The 16,345-nt window shown below is 56.6% G+C and carries 17 protein-coding genes; 7 read left to right on the top strand and 10 right to left on the bottom strand.

What is annotated here, in order from left to right:
* Positions 1–1,098, bottom strand: coding sequence for a 4-hydroxyphenylpyruvate dioxygenase (gene hppD / locus ACXAET_RS03295; RefSeq protein WP_475181057.1), 1,098 nt, complete (start codon positions 1,096–1,098; stop codon positions 1–3).
* Positions 1,099–1,243: 145 nt separating this feature from the next.
* Here hppD and ACXAET_RS03290 point away from each other — a divergent pair, with 145 nt between their 5' ends.
* Both ACXAET_RS03290 and ACXAET_RS03285 read left to right on the top strand, forming a co-directional pair.
* Complete coding sequence (locus ACXAET_RS03290; protein ID WP_475181053.1) at positions 1,244–1,699, top strand: Lrp/AsnC family transcriptional regulator; 456 nt, start codon at positions 1,244–1,246, stop codon at positions 1,697–1,699.
* 18 nt (positions 1,700–1,717) lie between these two features.
* Positions 1,718–3,598, top strand: coding sequence for a monovalent cation:proton antiporter-2 (CPA2) family protein (locus ACXAET_RS03285; protein ID WP_475181049.1), 1,881 nt, complete (start codon positions 1,718–1,720; stop codon positions 3,596–3,598).
* Positions 3,599–3,635: 37 nt separating this feature from the next.
* On the opposite strand, the gene cobT is transcribed toward ACXAET_RS03285, so the two are convergent.
* On the bottom strand, positions 3,636–4,649 hold the full coding sequence (cobT, locus tag ACXAET_RS03280) for a nicotinate-nucleotide--dimethylbenzimidazole phosphoribosyltransferase (protein ID WP_475181045.1): 1,014 nt from the start codon (positions 4,647–4,649) through the stop codon (positions 3,636–3,638).
* A 79-nt stretch (positions 4,650–4,728) separates the two neighbouring features.
* On the opposite strand from cobT, the gene cobS reads away from it, so the two are divergent.
* Positions 4,729–5,493 carry an adenosylcobinamide-GDP ribazoletransferase gene (gene cobS / locus ACXAET_RS03275; RefSeq protein WP_475181041.1) on the top strand — a complete coding sequence of 255 codons (765 nt, stop codon included), beginning with the start codon at positions 4,729–4,731 and terminating at the stop codon, positions 5,491–5,493.
* Here the strand turns inward: cobS and ACXAET_RS03270 are convergent.
* The 6 genes from ACXAET_RS03270 to ACXAET_RS03245 all read right to left on the bottom strand — a co-directional run bounded on the left by ACXAET_RS03270 (position 5,490) and on the right by ACXAET_RS03245 (position 11,388).
* On the bottom strand, positions 5,490–6,260 hold the full coding sequence (locus ACXAET_RS03270) for an ion channel (RefSeq protein ID WP_475181037.1): 771 nt from the start codon (positions 6,258–6,260) through the stop codon (positions 5,490–5,492). The two genes, cobS and ACXAET_RS03270, sit on opposite strands and share 4 nt — an antisense overlap.
* 112 nt (positions 6,261–6,372) lie before the next feature.
* Complete coding sequence (locus ACXAET_RS03265; RefSeq protein ID WP_475181034.1) at positions 6,373–6,882, bottom strand: CarD family transcriptional regulator; 510 nt, start codon at positions 6,880–6,882, stop codon at positions 6,373–6,375.
* A gap of 281 nt (positions 6,883–7,163) precedes the next feature.
* A complete protein-coding gene (gene fdxA / locus ACXAET_RS03260) occupies positions 7,164–7,502 on the bottom strand; it encodes a ferredoxin FdxA (protein ID WP_068334695.1) in 339 nt (112 codons plus the stop codon).
* 66 nt (positions 7,503–7,568) lie between these two features.
* A complete protein-coding gene (locus ACXAET_RS03255) occupies positions 7,569–7,934 on the bottom strand; it encodes an RNA-binding S4 domain-containing protein (protein WP_475181030.1) in 366 nt (121 codons plus the stop codon).
* Between the two features lie 6 nt (positions 7,935–7,940).
* On the bottom strand, positions 7,941–10,757 hold the full coding sequence (locus tag ACXAET_RS03250; RefSeq protein ID WP_475181027.1) for a helicase-related protein: 2,817 nt from the start codon (positions 10,755–10,757) through the stop codon (positions 7,941–7,943).
* 22 nt (positions 10,758–10,779) lie between these two features.
* Positions 10,780–11,388, bottom strand: coding sequence for a tetratricopeptide repeat protein (locus tag ACXAET_RS03245; protein ID WP_475181023.1), 609 nt, complete (start codon positions 11,386–11,388; stop codon positions 10,780–10,782).
* 30 nt (positions 11,389–11,418) lie between these two features.
* On the opposite strand from ACXAET_RS03245, the gene ACXAET_RS03240 reads away from it, so the two are divergent.
* From ACXAET_RS03240 to ACXAET_RS03225, 4 genes are all read left to right on the top strand, one after another.
* Positions 11,419–11,709, top strand: coding sequence for an SCP2 sterol-binding domain-containing protein (locus ACXAET_RS03240; protein WP_475181020.1), 291 nt, complete (start codon positions 11,419–11,421; stop codon positions 11,707–11,709).
* Positions 11,706–12,686: an alpha/beta hydrolase gene (locus ACXAET_RS03235; protein ID WP_475181016.1), complete on the top strand. Its 981-nt coding sequence runs from the start codon at positions 11,706–11,708 to the stop codon at positions 12,684–12,686. Before ACXAET_RS03240 ends, ACXAET_RS03235 begins: the two co-directional genes overlap by 4 nt.
* Before the next feature lie 82 nt (positions 12,687–12,768).
* Entirely contained in the window at positions 12,769–14,589 is a 1,821-nt protein-coding gene (locus tag ACXAET_RS03230) for a M3 family oligoendopeptidase (protein ID WP_475181014.1), read from the top strand.
* Positions 14,586–14,825 (top strand): hypothetical protein, encoded by a 240-nt coding sequence (locus tag ACXAET_RS03225; protein ID WP_475181010.1) that lies wholly within the window; start codon positions 14,586–14,588, stop codon positions 14,823–14,825. The genes ACXAET_RS03230 and ACXAET_RS03225 overlap by 4 nt, the downstream gene beginning before the upstream one ends.
* 67 nt (positions 14,826–14,892) lie before the next feature.
* Here the strand turns inward: ACXAET_RS03225 and ACXAET_RS03220 are convergent, their stop codons facing one another.
* Positions 14,893–15,162 (bottom strand): DksA/TraR family C4-type zinc finger protein, encoded by a 270-nt coding sequence (locus ACXAET_RS03220; protein ID WP_475181009.1) that lies wholly within the window; start codon positions 15,160–15,162, stop codon positions 14,893–14,895.
* 57 nt (positions 15,163–15,219) lie between these two features.
* Positions 15,220–16,194 (bottom strand): Gfo/Idh/MocA family protein, encoded by a 975-nt coding sequence (locus ACXAET_RS03215; protein ID WP_475181005.1) that lies wholly within the window; start codon positions 16,192–16,194, stop codon positions 15,220–15,222.
* Positions 16,195–16,345: the final 151 nt, after the last annotated feature.

The raw sequence follows: 16,345 nt of genomic DNA, 5'->3' as shown, positions 1-16,345 counted from the left end.
TCAAGCCGCTGAAATTTCGCCGCTTTCGATCTGCTCACGCTCAATGGATTCGAACAGCGCCTGAAAGTTTCCTTCGCCGAACCCGTCATCGCCTTTGCGCTGAATGAACTCGAAAAAGATAGGGCCAATCACGGTTTTCGAGAATATCTGGAGCAGGATTTTCGTCTCACCACCATCCAGCAGGCCTTCGCCATCGATCAGGATGCCGTGTTTCATCATCTGATCCAGAGGTTCTTCGTGACCGGCAACCCTTTCCTTGGACAGCTCATAGTATGTTCGGTTTGGGCCGGGCATGAACTTCAGCCCCTTTTCCGCAATCGCATCGGTCGAGGCATAGATGTCCTCGCTCCCCACTGCGATGTGCTGAATACCCTCACCCTTGTACTTGTTGAGGTACGACACGATTTGGCCCGTTTCGCCCCGGTCTTCGTTAATCGGAATACGGATGCGTCCGCAAGGTGAGGTCAACGCACGGCTATACAAGCCCGTATACTTCCCCTGAATGTCAAAAAAGCGGATTTCACGGAAATTGAACAGACGCTCGTAGAACTCAAACCACTTGTCCATATTTCCGCGATAGACGTTATGTGTCAGGTGATCGAGGTAGTAAAAGCCGTCTCCGCGCGGTTTAGACTGAGCGATCCAATTGAACTCTTCATTATAGGGGGACGTGTCGTAGTATTGGTCGATGAAATAGATCAGTGACCCGCCAATTCCCTTGATCGCCGGAACGTCCATTGTCTTGTCCACTCCGTCATAGGGTTCGGCCCCTTTTGCGATCGCATGGTCGTACGCTTTCTGCGCGTCTGCGACACGCCAACCCATCGCCGGCGCGCAAGGACCATGTTCGTCGACAAAGCGAGCTGCAAAGCTTTCAGGGTCGGCATTCAGGATATAGGTTACGTCACCTTGCTGCCAAAGCTCGACCGCGGGCCTTTCCTTGTGGTGTGCAACCTTTTCGAAACCCATCTTAGCGAACAAGTCGCGCAGTTCCTGCGGATCGGGATGTGCAAACTCAACAAACTCGAACCCATCTGTACCAACAGGGTTTTCGGGGCTAATGGTGGATTTTGGGGCATTATGAGGGAACGGGCCCATCACGGATCTCCTTGAAATAGAAGTTTCCTAGCTGAGTCAAAAATAAACCTTTTGTAGCGCTGTTTCTGCGCATTGTTTTAATGTAAAATGGCGAAAAGCGCGCAAAACACGCATCATAACGCACAGATTAGGGAAAACTTCGCATATGCTGGACTCCACCGATTTGCGCCTTTTATCCGCATTGCAGGTCGATGCCCATCTGACGGCACATCAGCTGGGTGAGTTGCTGAACCTGTCGGCCAGCCAGGCCGGTCGGCGCCGACAGCGGCTTGAGGCCGAAGGATACATTACCGGCTATGCTGCGCGGTTGGACCCGTTAAAGCTTGGATTGCACGTTCAGGGATTCATTCAGGTACATCTGGGTACACATGGCCCCGAACAATCCGCCAGCTTTGCCCGCATGGTGGACACGCGCCCCGAGATCACCAGCGCCTGGACGATGACCGGAGAGGCAGATTACCTGCTGCATGTCTATTGCGACGATCTAGCCGCACTCAATCGCTTGCTTCACCAGGTGATACTGCCGCATCCTGCAGTGGCGCGAGTCCAAAGCCAAATCGTAATGGACCAACTTAAACGCGACGCCCCTTTGCCCACCTGATCCGTCGAAAGGACGACCATGGACGATTTCCTCTACCAGGCTTCGATCTATCTGGCAGCCGCCGTGATCGCCGTGCCCCTATCGGCGCGTCTGGGATTAGGGTCCGTGCTGGGATACTTGGCCGCAGGGATCGTGATCGGCCCTATGCTCGGGTTAGTGGGTGCCGAGACCGAGAGCTTGCAGCACGTGGCCGAATTCGGTGTGGTCATGATGTTGTTCCTGATCGGGCTAGAGCTTGAACCCCGTGCCCTATGGGATATGCGTGACCGCCTTTTGGGTCTGGGTGGTTTACAAGTCGGCCTGTCGACCGCTGCGATTGCTGCGGTGGCTATCTATGCAAACCATCCCTGGTCGGTCGCTTTGGCTGTTGGGCTGACGCTTTCACTGTCTTCAACTGCGATCGTGCTGCAAACCCTTTCCGAAAAAGGGCTGATGCAGACCAATGGTGGCCGGGCAACATTCTCGGTGCTGCTAACCCAGGATATCGCTGTGATCCCGATATTGGCGCTGCTGCCGCTGCTGGCACTGCCTGCGATGCCACATCTTGAAAGCGACGGGTCCATCGACCGCGGCGTGAAAGACCTGCATGACGCCGGGCACCATAGCCTTTCACTGGTCGAGGGGTTGCCGGGATGGGCGGTTACATTGGTTACGCTTGGTGCCATTGCCTTTGTCATTCTTGCAGGTGTCTACCTTACCCGTCCCCTGTTCCGCTTTATTCACGCTACGCGCCTGCGTGAAATGTATACCGCACTGGCCCTGATGATCGTTGTCGGTATCTCCTTTCTCATGACACTCGTGGGCCTGTCCCCCGCTCTAGGCGCGTTTCTGGCGGGCGTTGTGCTGGCCAGTTCAGAGTTCCGGCACGAGATGGAAAGTGACCTTGAACCCTTTAAAGGTCTGTTTTTGGGCTTGTTCTTCATCACCGTCGGTGCCGGGATTGATGTTGCCTATTTCTTCAACGACCCTTTGGAACTGATCGGACTGGCCCTTCTTGTCATCCTGACCAAGGGTATCATTCTGTTCCTCGTCGGGCGGGCGTTTCGGCTGAAAGGCAGAGATCACTGGCTGTTTACGCTCGGGTTGGCGCAAGCTGGCGAATTCGGTTTTGTCCTGTTGGCCTTTTCCACGCAACAAAACGTCATCCCGCCAGACCTGTCGCAGAAGCTATTGATGATCATCGCTTTGACCATGCTGATCACGCCATTGTTGTTTATCGTCTACGATCTTTTGTCGCGCCGGATCGGGGACAGTGCGCCCCAACCGGAGCCAGATGAGATTGACGAAAAAGGTCCTGTCATTATCGCGGGTATCGGGCGCTTTGGTCAGATTGTGAACCGGTTGGTTCGCGCCAGCGGGTTCAAGACCATCGTGCTAGACCACAATATCGAGACAATCCAACTGATGCGCCGCTTTGGTGTCAAAGGGTTCTTAGGTGATCCGACCCGGCCAGAACTGCTGCGCGCGGCTGGGCTTGAGAAAGCCGCCGTTCTTGTCGCGGCAATGGACGATCCAAAACACGTGACCCGCCTGGTCAGTTTTGCGCGCCGTCAGCGCCCTGATTTGCACATCATCGCGCGCGCGCACGACCGCACCCATGTCTATGAACTGTATCAGGCTGGCGCGGACGATATCGTGCGGGAAATGTTCGATAGCTCGCTTCGCGCAGGGCGATATGTGCTGGAGAATATCGGCCTTAGCGAATACGAGGCCGCGCAAGCAGAGCAGACTTTTTATCACCACGACCGTGAATCGATCCGTGAGCTTGCTGAACTGTGGATCCCCGGTATGCCGACAGCAGAGAACAAAAAATACATCGAGCGCGCCCAGCAATTCGAAAAAGAGCTTGAGACCGAACTACTGGAATTGGCTGAGAAACACGCCCAAAAATCTGCCTGATCTTCAAGTACAGATCATTCCACTCATTCCACCGGGGTCAGGCGTCTGAAACGCCTGCCTCGGCAAAAGTTGCCATGCCCGAGTGGCAGGCCACCGCGCTTTTAAGGATGTTGATGGCCAACGCGCCACCCGAGCCCTCACCCAGACGCAGGTCTAGGTTCAATAGCGGCTCTTTCCCCAGCTTCTGCAACAGGGCACCATGTGCGCCTTCAGCGCTCTGGTGTCCTGCTACGACGTGGTCAAGTGCTCCTTCGGTGATATCTGCCAAACAGGCCGCCGCTGCCGAGCAGATGAAGCCGTCGAGAATTACCGGTATGCGCAAGATACGCGCAGCCGCGATTGCACCGGCCATGGCCGCGATCTCGCGCCCACCGAGGCAGCGTAGAATTTCCAATCCGTCTTTTCCATCCGCATGCAGGGCCACACCTTCGGCTACCACGCGGGTTTTGATGACCAACCCTGCGTCATCAACACCCGTTCCGCGCCCGGTCCACTCGGCTGCCTCACCGCCGAACAGCGCGCATGAAATTGCGGCGGCTGGCGTCGTGTTTCCAATGCCCATTTCTCCGACAACCAAAAGGTCGGCGCTGAGATCAACTGCATCCCATCCCGCGCGCAGAGCCTTCAGCAGCCCATCTTCGGACAGGGCGGGTTCTTTGGTGAAATCTGCGGTGGGCTGATCCAGATCCAAAGCATGCACATCCATCCTGGCCCCTGCTGCCATTGCAAGTTGATTGATTGCCGCGCCGCCATGTTCGAAATTCATCACCATTTGGGCGGTCACTTCGGCTGGAAAGGCAGACACGCCCTGCGCTGTAACACCGTGGTTTCCTGCGAATACGATGACCTGTGGCTTCGAAATCTGCGGGCGGGCATCAGCGCGCCAGCCAGCATACCAGATCGCCAGATCCTCAAGCCGCCCCAGCGCCCCCGGTGGTTTCGTCAGCTGCCCATTGCGGTCTGCCGCCCCTTGCAGCGCGTCGTCGTCCGGACCAGGTGCATTGCGCAAAGCTTCGCGGAACGTTTTCAGATCAATAAGTTCGGGCAGCATTCAAAGCCTCGTTGCATCGGTGTGATCCTGCGTGTTTAACCGAAGTGTCCGATCCAACAAGACCCCGAAAGGCGCGGGAGTGCATAAAAACGACACCAACCTGATCTCTGCCTGGGATATTTCGCTTTCGCTGGTCTTGCTGACCCGCCTGCCAGTACCGCGTCTGCCTGAACAGGTCTTTACTCGGCAGTCTGCTGCTGTATGGGCTTTCCCTTTGGTCGGCTTGGCTGTGGGTCTACTCGCCTGTGCAGCCGGGTGGGTTGCACTCGTGCTAAGCCTGCCTGTGCCGGTCAGTGCAGTTCTGATAGTTGCGGTGCTAGTCGTATCGACCGGCGCTATGCACGAGGACGGGCTGGCTGACACGATCGACGGCCTATGGGGCGGTTTCACGGCCGAGCGCCGATTGGAAATCATGAAAGACAGCCATATCGGCACCTATGGTGTGTTGGCACTGATCTTTTCACAGACCCTGCGTATCATGCTGATATCAGCGCTTTTGGCCTCCGGAGGATTTGCCACCATCCTTGCGGCCTGCATCACGTCGCGGGCTGTATTGCCGGTGCTGATGGCTGCCCTTCCGAATGCCCGAACCAGCGGCCTGAGCCATTCGGTCGGCGCACCACGGGCTGGAACGGTCGCATTAGGCCTTGGGTTGGCCGTACTGTGTGCGGCGCTTTTGATGGGCGCTGCCGCCGTCCTTCCCGTGCTTGTCGTTGGACTGGCGATTGGCTTTTTTGCTCAGGTCGCAAGGTCCAAGATTGGTGGCCAAACCGGCGACATTCTGGGGGCCAGTCAACAACTGGCAGAGTTGACGTTCATGCTTACTGCGGTTGCTATACTTTAACCCGTGCCGCCGGTTTCGATCCTCAGCGTTTCGCCACAGTGCTTACAATGCACCGCGTCGGGATCATGTCGGTAAAGCCCGCAATTGGGGCATTTGTGACGAACCTTCTGTGGCATGAATATAGCCTGCGCCAGTCGCACGAACAAAGCCACGCCAACAACCATGATGAACACCGAAAACAGTTTTCCACCGGGGGTCGCCAAGGTGATATCTCCAAATCCGGTTGTTGTTAGTGTCGCCATGGTGAAATAAAGCGCATCAATATAGGGCGTTTGACTATCCTCTGGGATGAAGAACACCAGAACTGCCGTTGAGGTGGCGAACACGAACACCATCAGATTTATTGCAGCGATGACCGCATCTTCGTGGGTTCGAAAAAACTGACTGTCGCGTCGTAGGTCCCGCAGTAGGTGATAAGAGTGGATCAGGCGCAAAGCGCGCAAAATCCGCACGAAGGCCAGGTTTCCGGGCAAAAACGGCTCGAGCAACAGCGAGGCGATCACGACGATATCTGCCAGCGTGTAGACTTTGTACAGCAGTTTCCAGCGGTCTTTCGCAATCCACAACCGGGCGAGAAAATCCAGCAGGATGACAAGCCCGACACCCAGGCTGGCAATCTTTATCCCGGGACCATGTGGAACATTCGCCGTGGCCACGAAGAAGACGATGGACGCCGCATCAAAGAGGATCAGCCCGTAGCGAAACCAGACTGAAACCGGTTCATGCGCGATATACAGAAACTTGATAGTTTGTTTTAGTCTGACCATGTATCCGCCTCTTGTTGCTGGAAAATTAGCCGCAAAGGCACAATTCACCAAGGCCGGACACAAAAAGGCCGCCCCAGTGACGGAGCGGCCTAAACGTCAGAAACGGTTGAAATCAGGCAGCGCGTGAAGTCAGAACTTCATCTACCTGTTTGGCGGCCGAAACTTCTCCGGCCCCGGATACAGCTGCGACCTCACGGGTCAGACGCTCGAGCGCGGCCTCATAAAGCTGACGCTCGGAATAGCTTTGCTCGCGCTGGTCATCGGTGCGATGCAGGTCGCGGACAACCTCAGCGATCGAGATCAGATCGCCGGAGTTGATCTTTTGTTCATACTCCTGCGCCCGGCGAGACCACATGGCGCGTTTGACCTTCGCCTTGCCCTTAAGTGTCTTCATCGCCTGGCTGATGACATCGGGGGAGCTTAGGGAGCGCAAACCAGATTCAGTAATCTTGTTTGTAGGCACCCGCAAAGTCATCTTGTCTTTTTCAAACGAAATGACGAACAGCTCAAGCGAGTATCCCGCGACTTCTTGCTCTTCGATCGATATGATCTGGCCCACGCCATGCGCAGGATAGACAACATAGTCGTTGGGGCGGAACTCAAGCTTTTTCGACTTAGACATACAGGATCATCCTTGGTTACAGAGCGAGGTGTGGACGACAAAAAACCAGCCGGAGCCACGCTCGGCCCCAACATGCGGTCGTTTTGTCACAAAATCAGAACTCCAAAGCAGTCATACTTACGGAGCACATCCCCATCTCATTCATCATTCAGGAATAGAGTATATCACAAAAATACGACGCCTGAAAGGTCACGCCCTTTCGGGGACGTGAAACCCCTTTTATACCAGCGCGTTACAGCCTGATTTTACACCTAAACGAACAAGTTCAGAGAGCGAATCGCTCAGCCCCCTTCACCGGGCGCTTCAGAGAAGTATTTCTCCATCTTGCCCTCTTCACCATCACGGTCCGCCGCCTCGGGCAGTGGATCTTTCTTGGTGACGATGACCGGCCACATTTCCGAATACTTCCGGTTGAACTCAACCCATTGATCCATACCCGGCTCGGTATCAGGGCGAATAGCATCCGCAGGGCATTCCGGTTCGCATACTCCGCAGTCGATGCATTCATCGGGGTGAATAACCAACGTGTTTTCACCTTCATAAAAACAGTCGACCGGACATACTTCCACACAGTCGGTATATTTGCAGCCAATGCAGTTTTCGGTGACAACATAGGTCATTGTTTGAATCCCATTTGCGGTTTGGGAGTTTAGCTAATCCAGTCTTTTGGTGTCTTCAAGGGCAGATCACCCCTCTTTGGTGCGAGAAAGATCAAGCGCGCGCCGATCTTTCTTTGTCGGACGACCCTTTCCTTCGAAACCGGGATTCTTGGGCGGTTCGTCCCTTTTTTCCGTCAAATCCGTGTAAAGTGTTTGCGCTTCCGATGCCGGGCCTCGGCGGTCACCCAGTTCTTCAACCCGTACAACCCGCACACTACGTCCTTGCGGGAAGGTTAAGACATCCCCGGGTCCCACGGGCTGCGCCGATTTCAGAACCCGGTTTCCGTTTAGCCGGACATGGCCGCCGCTGACCTGTTTGGCGGCCAGGCTACGGGTCTTGAAGAACCGCGCCTGCCACAGCCATTTGTCGATCCGTAGCCTGGGATTGACCATCCCTACTTAGTTGCCGTCCTTCAAACCCATAAGCGCAGCCGCAAATGGGTTGTCTGGGTCGATCGCTTTTTCTTTCTTGGGTGGCCGCGACGAGAATGTTTTGGCCCCTTGCGGCTTGCCGCCTTTCTTACCTTGCGGTTTGCCGCGCCCGTCCTGAGGTTTGCCGCGCGGTTTTCCTTTGCCCTGCCCCTGTCGGTGTTCTCGACGCGGACCACGGTTTGCCTGACGCTGGCGACCCCAGGTGAAGGTATAAAACACCTCAACCTCTGGCTCATCTGTCGCAGGAGCCTCGGCTGTCGCCTCGGTGCTGTCGGTGGCCTCGGCTATCGCCTCGGCGGGTGCGGCTGTTTCTTCGGGTGCCGCTTCGGGCAATTCGGTTTCCGTCCCAGATGCCGGGGTTTCTTCGACCGACGACTGTTCTACCGGTTGCTCAGCAGCTGCGGGTTTTACCTTTTCCCGCTCGCCCCGCTCAGCGTTATAGCCCAGCCCGCGCATTAGATCAGCAAATTGATCCAACGTCATGCCGGTAATCGATAACATATCCGGCTTGGCTTCAAACCCGCCACGGCTGTCTTCGGCGCGCAGCATGTCGGCCAGCCGTTCAAGCATATCGATCCTGATCGAGCGATCTCCGGCATCGCGGTAGCCGCACATGGTGTCGTAACCCTTGGGCGCATCTTTGGCGACGGGTACAGTGACAAGCCCCGGCGGCGGTGCCTCGGGAAATTCCTGCAAACCGCTGGACAGTGCCCACAGAACCAGACGCAGACGCGTCGGCGCGGGCTTCAGCAGCAGCGGCATAAATATGGTGAACTGACCAAAACGGATGCCGTGCTTACGCAAGGCACCGCGGGCGTCCTGATCCAGATCCTTAACGTCCTGAGCGACCTGCGCGCGCGGCAAAACGCCCAGAGCCTCAACCATTCGGAATGCAAAACCCTTGGCCAGTCCCGACAACTCTTCATCGCGCGACAGGTTCAACAGCGGCTCAAACAGCGCGGCGATTTTGCGGTCGATGAAATGCTGCAGGCGACGTTGAACTTTTTGCTCAACATCCGGCCCGGCTGATTCATCTACAAACACCTCAACCATGGGCTTGAGCGGTTCGGACCCGGCAACAAGTTTGCCGATCGCATACTCGCCCCACATCAGGCCACCCTGATCAGTGAAATCAATTTCGGTATCGGGCGCGTTGTAGAAGCGGTCGGCGCGCAGATGGAATTGCGGCGCGAGTGCTTGCAGAGAGGCCGATTTCAAAGCTTTTGCTTCGGTTCCTTGCGCGCTTTTGTCCGGAATGAACCGGAACCCTTCAAGACGACCGACAAATTCACCTTCGACGGTCACTTCACCCTTGTCATTTACTTCGGCCAAAAGGGCCTCCTTCTGTTTGAGCCGGCGCAGCAACACGGACGTGCGCCGGTCCACAAATCTTTGCGTCAAACGGTCATGCAACGCGTCCGACATTCTGTCTTCTACAGCGCGGGTTACCGCACGCCAATGTGATTCGTCGCGCACCCAGCCGTTTCGCTGCGCAACATATGTCCAAGTGCGAATATATGCCAACCTTTTGGACAACGCATCAATATCCCCATCCGTTCGATCAATCCGACGAATCTGTCGCATCATAAAATCATCGGGTATCGATCCGCTTTGGTGCAGGTGGCCATAGATCACTTCAAGAAGGCTGGCATGTTCGGCGTGGCTGATGCCCCGGAAATCCGGAATCCGGCACACATCCCATAGCAGACGAACAGATTGCGGGTCGCTGGCACGGGCGTCAACTTCGGCGACCTGCGAAAGCGACTTGAGCGCATTCAAATCATCTGCGGGCCGTGCCTTTGTGAGGTGTTCGTCATTCGGGCTTACTTCAAGCGAGTCGATCAGCGCGTCGATTGACCCGAACCGCAAGGCTGCATTACGCCAGTTGAGTTTTTTCACCGGAGTAAAACGGCTGTCCATCATGGCTTGTGCCACACCTTCATCCAACGGCGGGGCCTCTCCGGTGACACCAAAGGTGCCGTCGGACATGCCGCGCCCTGCGCGACCTGCAATCTGGGCCAGCTCATTCGGTGCCAGAGGCCGCATCCGACGACCGTCGAACTTGGTCAACGAAGAAAACGCCACATGGTTCACATCAAGGTTCAACCCCATCCCGATGGCGTCTGTCGCAACCAGATAGTCCACCTCACCATTCTGATACAATTCGACCTGAGCGTTGCGAGTGCGAGGGCTAAGCGCGCCCATGACCACCGCCGCGCCCCCCTTTTGACGCCGCAGCAACTCGGCAATGGCATAGACGTTTTCGACCGAGAACCCGACGATGGCGCTGCGTGGCGGCATGCGGCTGATCTTCTTGGAACCGGAATAGACAAGCTGCGACATCCGTTCACGGCGCACGAACTGAGCGTCGGGGACAAGGGCGGCGATAGGGCCGCGCATGGTGTCAGCACCCAGAAACAGCGTTTCATGCGTTCCCCGCGCGCGCAACAACCGGTCTGTGAAAACGTGGCCGCGTTCGGGATCGGCGCAGAGTTGAATCTCATCAATGGCAACAAAATCCGCGCCCAGTCCCTCGGGCATCGCCTCAACCGTGCAGACCCAGTACTGCGTGCGCGGCGGCACGATCCGCTCTTCGCCGGTAACCAGGGCCACAACGGACGGACCACGGATTGCAACGATCTTGTCGTACACCTCGCGCGCCAACAAACGCAGCGGCAGGCCGATCACGCCAGTTCGGTAGCCCAGCATCCTTTCAACCGCGTAGTGGGTTTTGCCTGTGTTGGTCGGGCCCAGTACGGCCACTATTCGGGATGACCCGCTCAATTCTGCCCCCTGCCCCGATTCGTCAGAGGGCCGAACCCTCGACCTGAGGCTTCAGTCGATTCACCGCATTGGTTACTTCTTCGTGATGCGGATGTATAGCCAGCGCCCGCTGATAAGCCTTCAGGGCCTTGTCTGGTTGCTCGACAATCTCGAAAATCAGGCCCAGCCCAAAAATAGCCTCGTAATTGTAGGGGTTCAGCGTCAGCGCATGCTCAAGGTCTGCCACGGCCATGCCGAAGCGATCCATGCCAAAGAACGCCGACGCGCGCAGGTGCCAGCCTTCGGCAAACCCCGGCGCATGGTCGGTCAGCGCGGTCAGATGTTCGATTGCGGCCACGGTATCCCCGTCGTCCAAAGCCTCGCGCCCTCGCTCAAGCAGCAAATCTGCCGATGCTGATCCCGATTGAGACCAAAGCGCCTTGAGCTGACGATCAATGCCAATCGCCTGTTCCGGCGTCGACTGGGCCAATTGCTTAAGCAAAGCGGCTTCATCCCGCGAGTCCGCTTGTTGCGCAAGCAGACTGGTGGAAAACATGACCGTGACAAAAAGTGCCGCTACGGTACGTTTGAGATTGTCGATTGCAATACCCATAACAATGCGCAGTGTAGCGTTGCGACCGGGGATGTCCATCCACGGCGCATCAACAAAATGAGGAACACCATGAGTGACACTCTTGAAAAAGCAGCGGCCGCGCTGAACGACAAACTCTCGGGCGGCGATTTCGACTCGACCGCCAAGTTTGACATCACGGGTATGGGCGCAATCGTTCTGGATGCAAATGGCGCGCGCGTCAGCGACGACGACGCAGAAGTGACGTTGAGCGCAGATGCGGATACGTTCGAGCAAATCCTGAGCGGTGACTTGAATCCGACCGGCGCATTCATGTCAGGCAAGCTGAGCGTGGACGGAGACATGAGTGTCGCCATGAAACTCGCCTCGGTACTGGCATGACCGAGTTGTCGCCGGCCCCATTCTTTGCGGACGTGGCCGGCGGACCCGCCGGTGGGGCGGCACATTGGATTACGACCGCAGACAACACCCGTATCCGTGTGGGTCACTGGCGCCCGGACAACGAAACAAACGGCACGGTGATGATGTTTCCGGGCCGGACAGAATACATTGAGAAATACGGTGCAGCGGCAACGGAATTCGTCGACCGAGGATTTGCATTTCTTGCAATTGACTGGCGTGGTCAGGGGCTGGCAGATCGGCCGCTGCCCGATCCGCGCGTCGGGCATGTTGAAAAGTTCACTGACTATCAGCAGGACGTGCTTGCAACTATGGAGCTCGCCGAAAAACTTGGCCTACCAAAGCCATGGTATGTGATTGGTCATTCGATGGGTGGTGCGATTGGTTTGCGTGCGGTGCTTGAGGGTGACAGCTTCGCCGCCTGCGCCTTTACCGGCCCGATGTGGGGCATCTTTTTCACACCTATCATGAAACCGCTCAGCCGGCTCACGGCGTATTGGGGCCCGCGGATCGGGCTTGGGCAAAAGACGCCCCCGACAACATCGATGGAAAGCTATGTCGTCTCACAGCCTTTCGAAGGGAATATCCTGACACGCGATCCCGCGATGTACCAAATGATGAAAGACCAGTTGGCGGCCCACCCCGAACTGGCACTGGCGGCACCGTCAACGATTTGGCTGCGCGAAGCATTGGATGAATGCGCTTGGCTGATGGCGCAAACCGCGCCCACGACGCCTGGCCTGACCTTCCTGGGCAGTCACGAGCAAATCGTTGACCGCAAGGCGATCCGCGCGCGGGTGGCAAACTGGCCCAATGGAACTTTGGTTGAAATACCTGACGGCGAGCACGAAGTACTGATGGAGCCGCCCGAAGTGCGTGGACCGGTATTTGATAAAATGGCGGCGCATTTCATGGCAATACAGTCGGGTACCAAGTCCGCGACTTCAGTGTCCAGCTAACCGCCCCCTTACGCGAAGGCGGCTTGTGATCCGGGCCGCCCACGCCTAGATGTTTGCCAAAGCAGATAATCCGAGGTGATCCATGCGCGACCTTCCCTTTCCCGTCCGTGACGCAAACGCAGCCGGAGGCACCGGCGATCTTGGCAACCTGCCGGAATGGGATTTGACCGACCTTTATAGCTCGGATGAAGCACCGGAACTGGACCGCGATCTAAATTGGCTAGAGGGCGAGTGTGCCGCCTTCGCAACGGACTATGAAGGCAAGCTTGCCGATCTGGACGCCGACGGGCTTTTGACCTGCGTCCAGCGAAACGAAAAGATCAACACGATTGCCGGGCGTATCATGTCCTTTGCGGGTCTGCGCTACTATCAGCTGACCACCGATGCTGAACGCGCCAAATTCCTGTCGGACATGCAGGAAAAAGTCACCATCTTCACTACTCCGCTGGTTTTTTTCACGTTGGAAATCAACCGGATCGACGACGATGCTTTGAAAGCGCGGTTTGACGCAAATGCTGATCTGGCGCGGTACGAGCCTGTCTTCCGCCGTATCCGCGCGATGAAGCCTTACCAATTGTCGGATGAACTCGAGAAATTCCTGCACGATCTGGGCGTGGTCGGCGACGCGTGGGAACGTCTGTTTGACGAAACCATCGCCGGGCTGACATTCGACGTCGACGGCGAAGAACTGAACATCGAGGGCACCCTGAACCTGCTGACTGAGCAGGACCGCAGCAAACGCGAAGCCGCGTCGCGCGAGTTGGCGCGCGTGTTTCAGGACTACATCAAAACCTTTGCCCGTGTGCACAACACACAGGCCAAGGAAAAAGAAATCGTTGACCGCTGGCGCAAGATGCCAACGGCTCAGACCGGTCGTCACCTGTCGAATGACGTGGAACCAGAGGTGGTCGAGGCGCTGCGCGAGGCCGTCGTTGCAGCCTATCCCAAGCTGAGCCACCGCTATTACGAGTTGAAACGCAAATGGCTGGGCCTGGACGTTATGCAAGTCTGGGACCGAAACGCGCCGCTGCCCATGGAAGACACCCGCGTTGTTAGCTGGGATGAGGCGGAAAAAACCGTGATGGAGGCTTACAACACCTTCGATCCTCGCATGGGTGAGATTGCATCGCCCTTCTTCAGCAAAGGTTGGATCGACGCGGCGGTAAAACCGGGCAAGGCACCGGGCGCTTTTGCTCATCCAACGGTGACCGAGGTGCATCCTTACGTGATGCTCAACTATCTGGGCAAACCGCGCGACGTGATGACACTGGCGCATGAGCTTGGCCACGGTGTCCATCAGGTTCTGGCCGCCGATCAGGGCGAAATGCTGTCATCGACCCCCCTGACGCTGGCCGAAACTGCATCTGTCTTTGGTGAAATGCTGACGTTCCGCAAAATGCTGGATCAGGCAGAGACCCCCGAACAGCGCAAGGTTTTGCTGGCCGGTAAGGTCGAGGACATGATCAATACCGTGGTCCGCCAAATCGCGTTCTATGACTTTGAGTGCAAGCTGCACGCGGCCCGGCGCGAGGGCGAACTGACCCCAGATGACATCAACGCCCTGTGGATGAGCGTTCAGGCCGAAAGCCTTGGCCCGGCATTCGAATTCATGGACGGGTATGAGACTTTCTGGGCCTATATCCCACACTTCGTCCACTCGCCGTTCTACGTTTATGCCTATGCCTTCGGCGACGGCTTGGTGAACGCGCTCTATTCGGTTTACGAAAGCGGTTCCGAAGGATTCGAGGACAAGTATTTCGAGATGCTGCGCGCTGGTGGGTCCAAGCACCACAAGGAGCTGCTCGCCCCGTTTGGGTTGGACGCAAGCGATCCCAAATTCTGGGACAAAGGCCTTTCGATGATATCTGGCTTCATCGACGAACTTGAGGCGATGGAGGGGTGACACCCTCATCGAAGGATGGGCGCTGGGCCACGTTCAAGGCCAAACTGCGCCCTATCCTTGCGCGCATCCGACGAACCGTGCCCCGTGGTTTGCGGTTCGTCGTAGGCATACTAATGATTATTGGTGGTCTTTTCGGGTTTCTTCCCGTGTTGGGTTTCTGGATGATCCCGTTGGGCGTAATGGTGGCCGCAATGGATGTGCGGTTACTCCTTCGCTGGTGGAGAATGTCCAAATGAATTGTCTGCGCAGGGATTGCTGGGCATGTGCACGTTTCGACATTCCTGCACATCCCGGCGTATCAAACTATTTAAGCTGACTGTCCTTTGACCCGCGCCGATTTATTCCGCCACGTGAGCTAAAAGCTGCATCACGTTCTTGCTGGCATTCCAGGCACAATTTGACACCAGGCAAGGCAATCCGTCGTTTTTCAGGGATCGGCTCTTCGCATTCAGCACAATAGATGAGGCTTTCACCAGAGGGCTGCCTACGCGCCTGCATCCGCGCCAATTCGTCCGAAATCGACGCTTCAATCTGTTCACTCACCGCGCCATCACGCGCCCAGCCGCCAGCCATGTTCTCCTCCTGATTTGCTGTTTTACACAGTAAACCCGCGGAACGCAGTGCGGCAAGTCAGAGGGAAACAGCCCGGTCCAACACAAGGTCAATCATCTGTTGCGTCCCGCGTGAAAATTCCAGCGGACAAGGGTATTCCACCCCGTCGCGGACCGAACGGCAAAACGCCTCGACCTGAAGTTTATAGTGATCGTCGCCGGGGAAACGTGTGACCTCAACCTCAAGCCCCGGTCGATGCAGCTCAACACGCGCCTCTCCGAACACACGGGCATTGAACGGAGCGGTCAGACGGATTACCCCACCTTCACCGTGGAGCACCATCTCCTGATGCGGGTGCATGCGGATTGAGACATAGCTTGAATAGGTGAATTCCGGGAACTGCGCCCGAATTTCGGTGAACGTGTCTATTCCATCCTCCCAGCGGATCGCTGATTGCACCTTCGTGGGTTCCTGACCCGTCGCGAACCGGGCGCTGCCGATCACATAGACACCAATATCCCGGAGCCCGCCCCCGCCTGTTTCCGCGCGGTTTCGTATGTTTCCGGTGTCCGCGCGGTTGTCAAAGCTGAACGCCCCGGTCACATGAACAAGTTTGCCTATAGCCCCCTCAGCAATCAATTTTCGCACAAACTGCCACTGCGGATGATGAACGATCATGTATGCTTCGGCAGCCAGCAGACCCGTCTCATCCCGTTTCTGGATCAACGGTGAAAACTCGTTCGCTGTCATGGTCATCGGTTTTTCGCACAACACGTGCTTTCCGGCCTCCAGCGCCCTGAGGCTCCATTCCGCGTGCAAGTGATTAGGCAGCGGGATGTAGACCGCCTCAATCTGAGGGTCCGCCAGCAAAGCTTCGTAACTGTCATAGACCGTCAGATCGGGGCAAAAGGCCTTAAATGGCTCAGCCTTGGCCGCACTGGACGTCGCCAACCCCGCCAAACGCGCGCCGTTAGCGGCATGAATCGCGGGGGCCATGAATTGCCGAGCGAACTTTGCGGCGCCCAGAACGCCCCATTGAACCGGTTTGTGCATTTTTCCCTCCGAGATTCGTAGGTAATTGGCCGAATCTGATGGTTAACGCTAACAGTTCGGAATGGTGAACTTCTATCAATCAAAAGGCTTCACGTCAGGCTTTTCTGTTTCACAAGCCCGTATGATTGTTGGAAACAGATTGTTTACGCAA

Source organism: Ruegeria sp. AWH4_226 (genome assembly GCF_056159225.1).
The sequence above is the reverse complement of the archived record's forward strand: the minus strand, read 5'-3'. Positions and strand labels throughout refer to the sequence as shown.

Bases quoted from the DNA above. Each gene is read 5' to 3' on its own strand.
- hppD (WP_475181057.1), bottom strand. From the start codon at position 1,098: ATGGGCCCGTTCCCTCATAATGCCCCAAAATCCACCATTAGCCCCGAA.
- ACXAET_RS03290 (WP_475181053.1), top strand. From the start codon at position 1,244: ATGCTGGACTCCACCGATTTGCGCCTTTTATCCGCATTGCAGGTCGAT.
- ACXAET_RS03285 (WP_475181049.1), top strand. From the start codon at position 1,718: ATGGACGATTTCCTCTACCAGGCTTCGATCTATCTGGCAGCCGCCGTG.
- cobT (WP_475181045.1), bottom strand. From the start codon at position 4,649: ATGCTGCCCGAACTTATTGATCTGAAAACGTTCCGCGAAGCTTTGCGC.
- ACXAET_RS03270 (WP_475181037.1), bottom strand. From the start codon at position 6,260: ATGGTCAGACTAAAACAAACTATCAAGTTTCTGTATATCGCGCATGAA.
- ACXAET_RS03265 (WP_475181034.1), bottom strand. From the start codon at position 6,882: ATGTCTAAGTCGAAAAAGCTTGAGTTCCGCCCCAACGACTATGTTGTC.
- fdxA (WP_068334695.1), bottom strand. From the start codon at position 7,502: ATGACCTATGTTGTCACCGAAAACTGCATTGGCTGCAAATATACCGAC.
- ACXAET_RS03255 (WP_475181030.1), bottom strand. From the start codon at position 7,934: ATGGTCAATCCCAGGCTACGGATCGACAAATGGCTGTGGCAGGCGCGG.
- ACXAET_RS03245 (WP_475181023.1), bottom strand. From the start codon at position 11,388: ATGGACATCCCCGGTCGCAACGCTACACTGCGCATTGTTATGGGTATT.
- ACXAET_RS03240 (WP_475181020.1), top strand. From the start codon at position 11,419: ATGAGTGACACTCTTGAAAAAGCAGCGGCCGCGCTGAACGACAAACTC.
- ACXAET_RS03235 (WP_475181016.1), top strand. From the start codon at position 11,706: ATGACCGAGTTGTCGCCGGCCCCATTCTTTGCGGACGTGGCCGGCGGA.
- ACXAET_RS03230 (WP_475181014.1), top strand. From the start codon at position 12,769: ATGCGCGACCTTCCCTTTCCCGTCCGTGACGCAAACGCAGCCGGAGGC.
- ACXAET_RS03220 (WP_475181009.1), bottom strand. From the start codon at position 15,162: ATGGCTGGCGGCTGGGCGCGTGATGGCGCGGTGAGTGAACAGATTGAA.
- ACXAET_RS03215 (WP_475181005.1), bottom strand. From the start codon at position 16,194: ATGCACAAACCGGTTCAATGGGGCGTTCTGGGCGCCGCAAAGTTCGCT.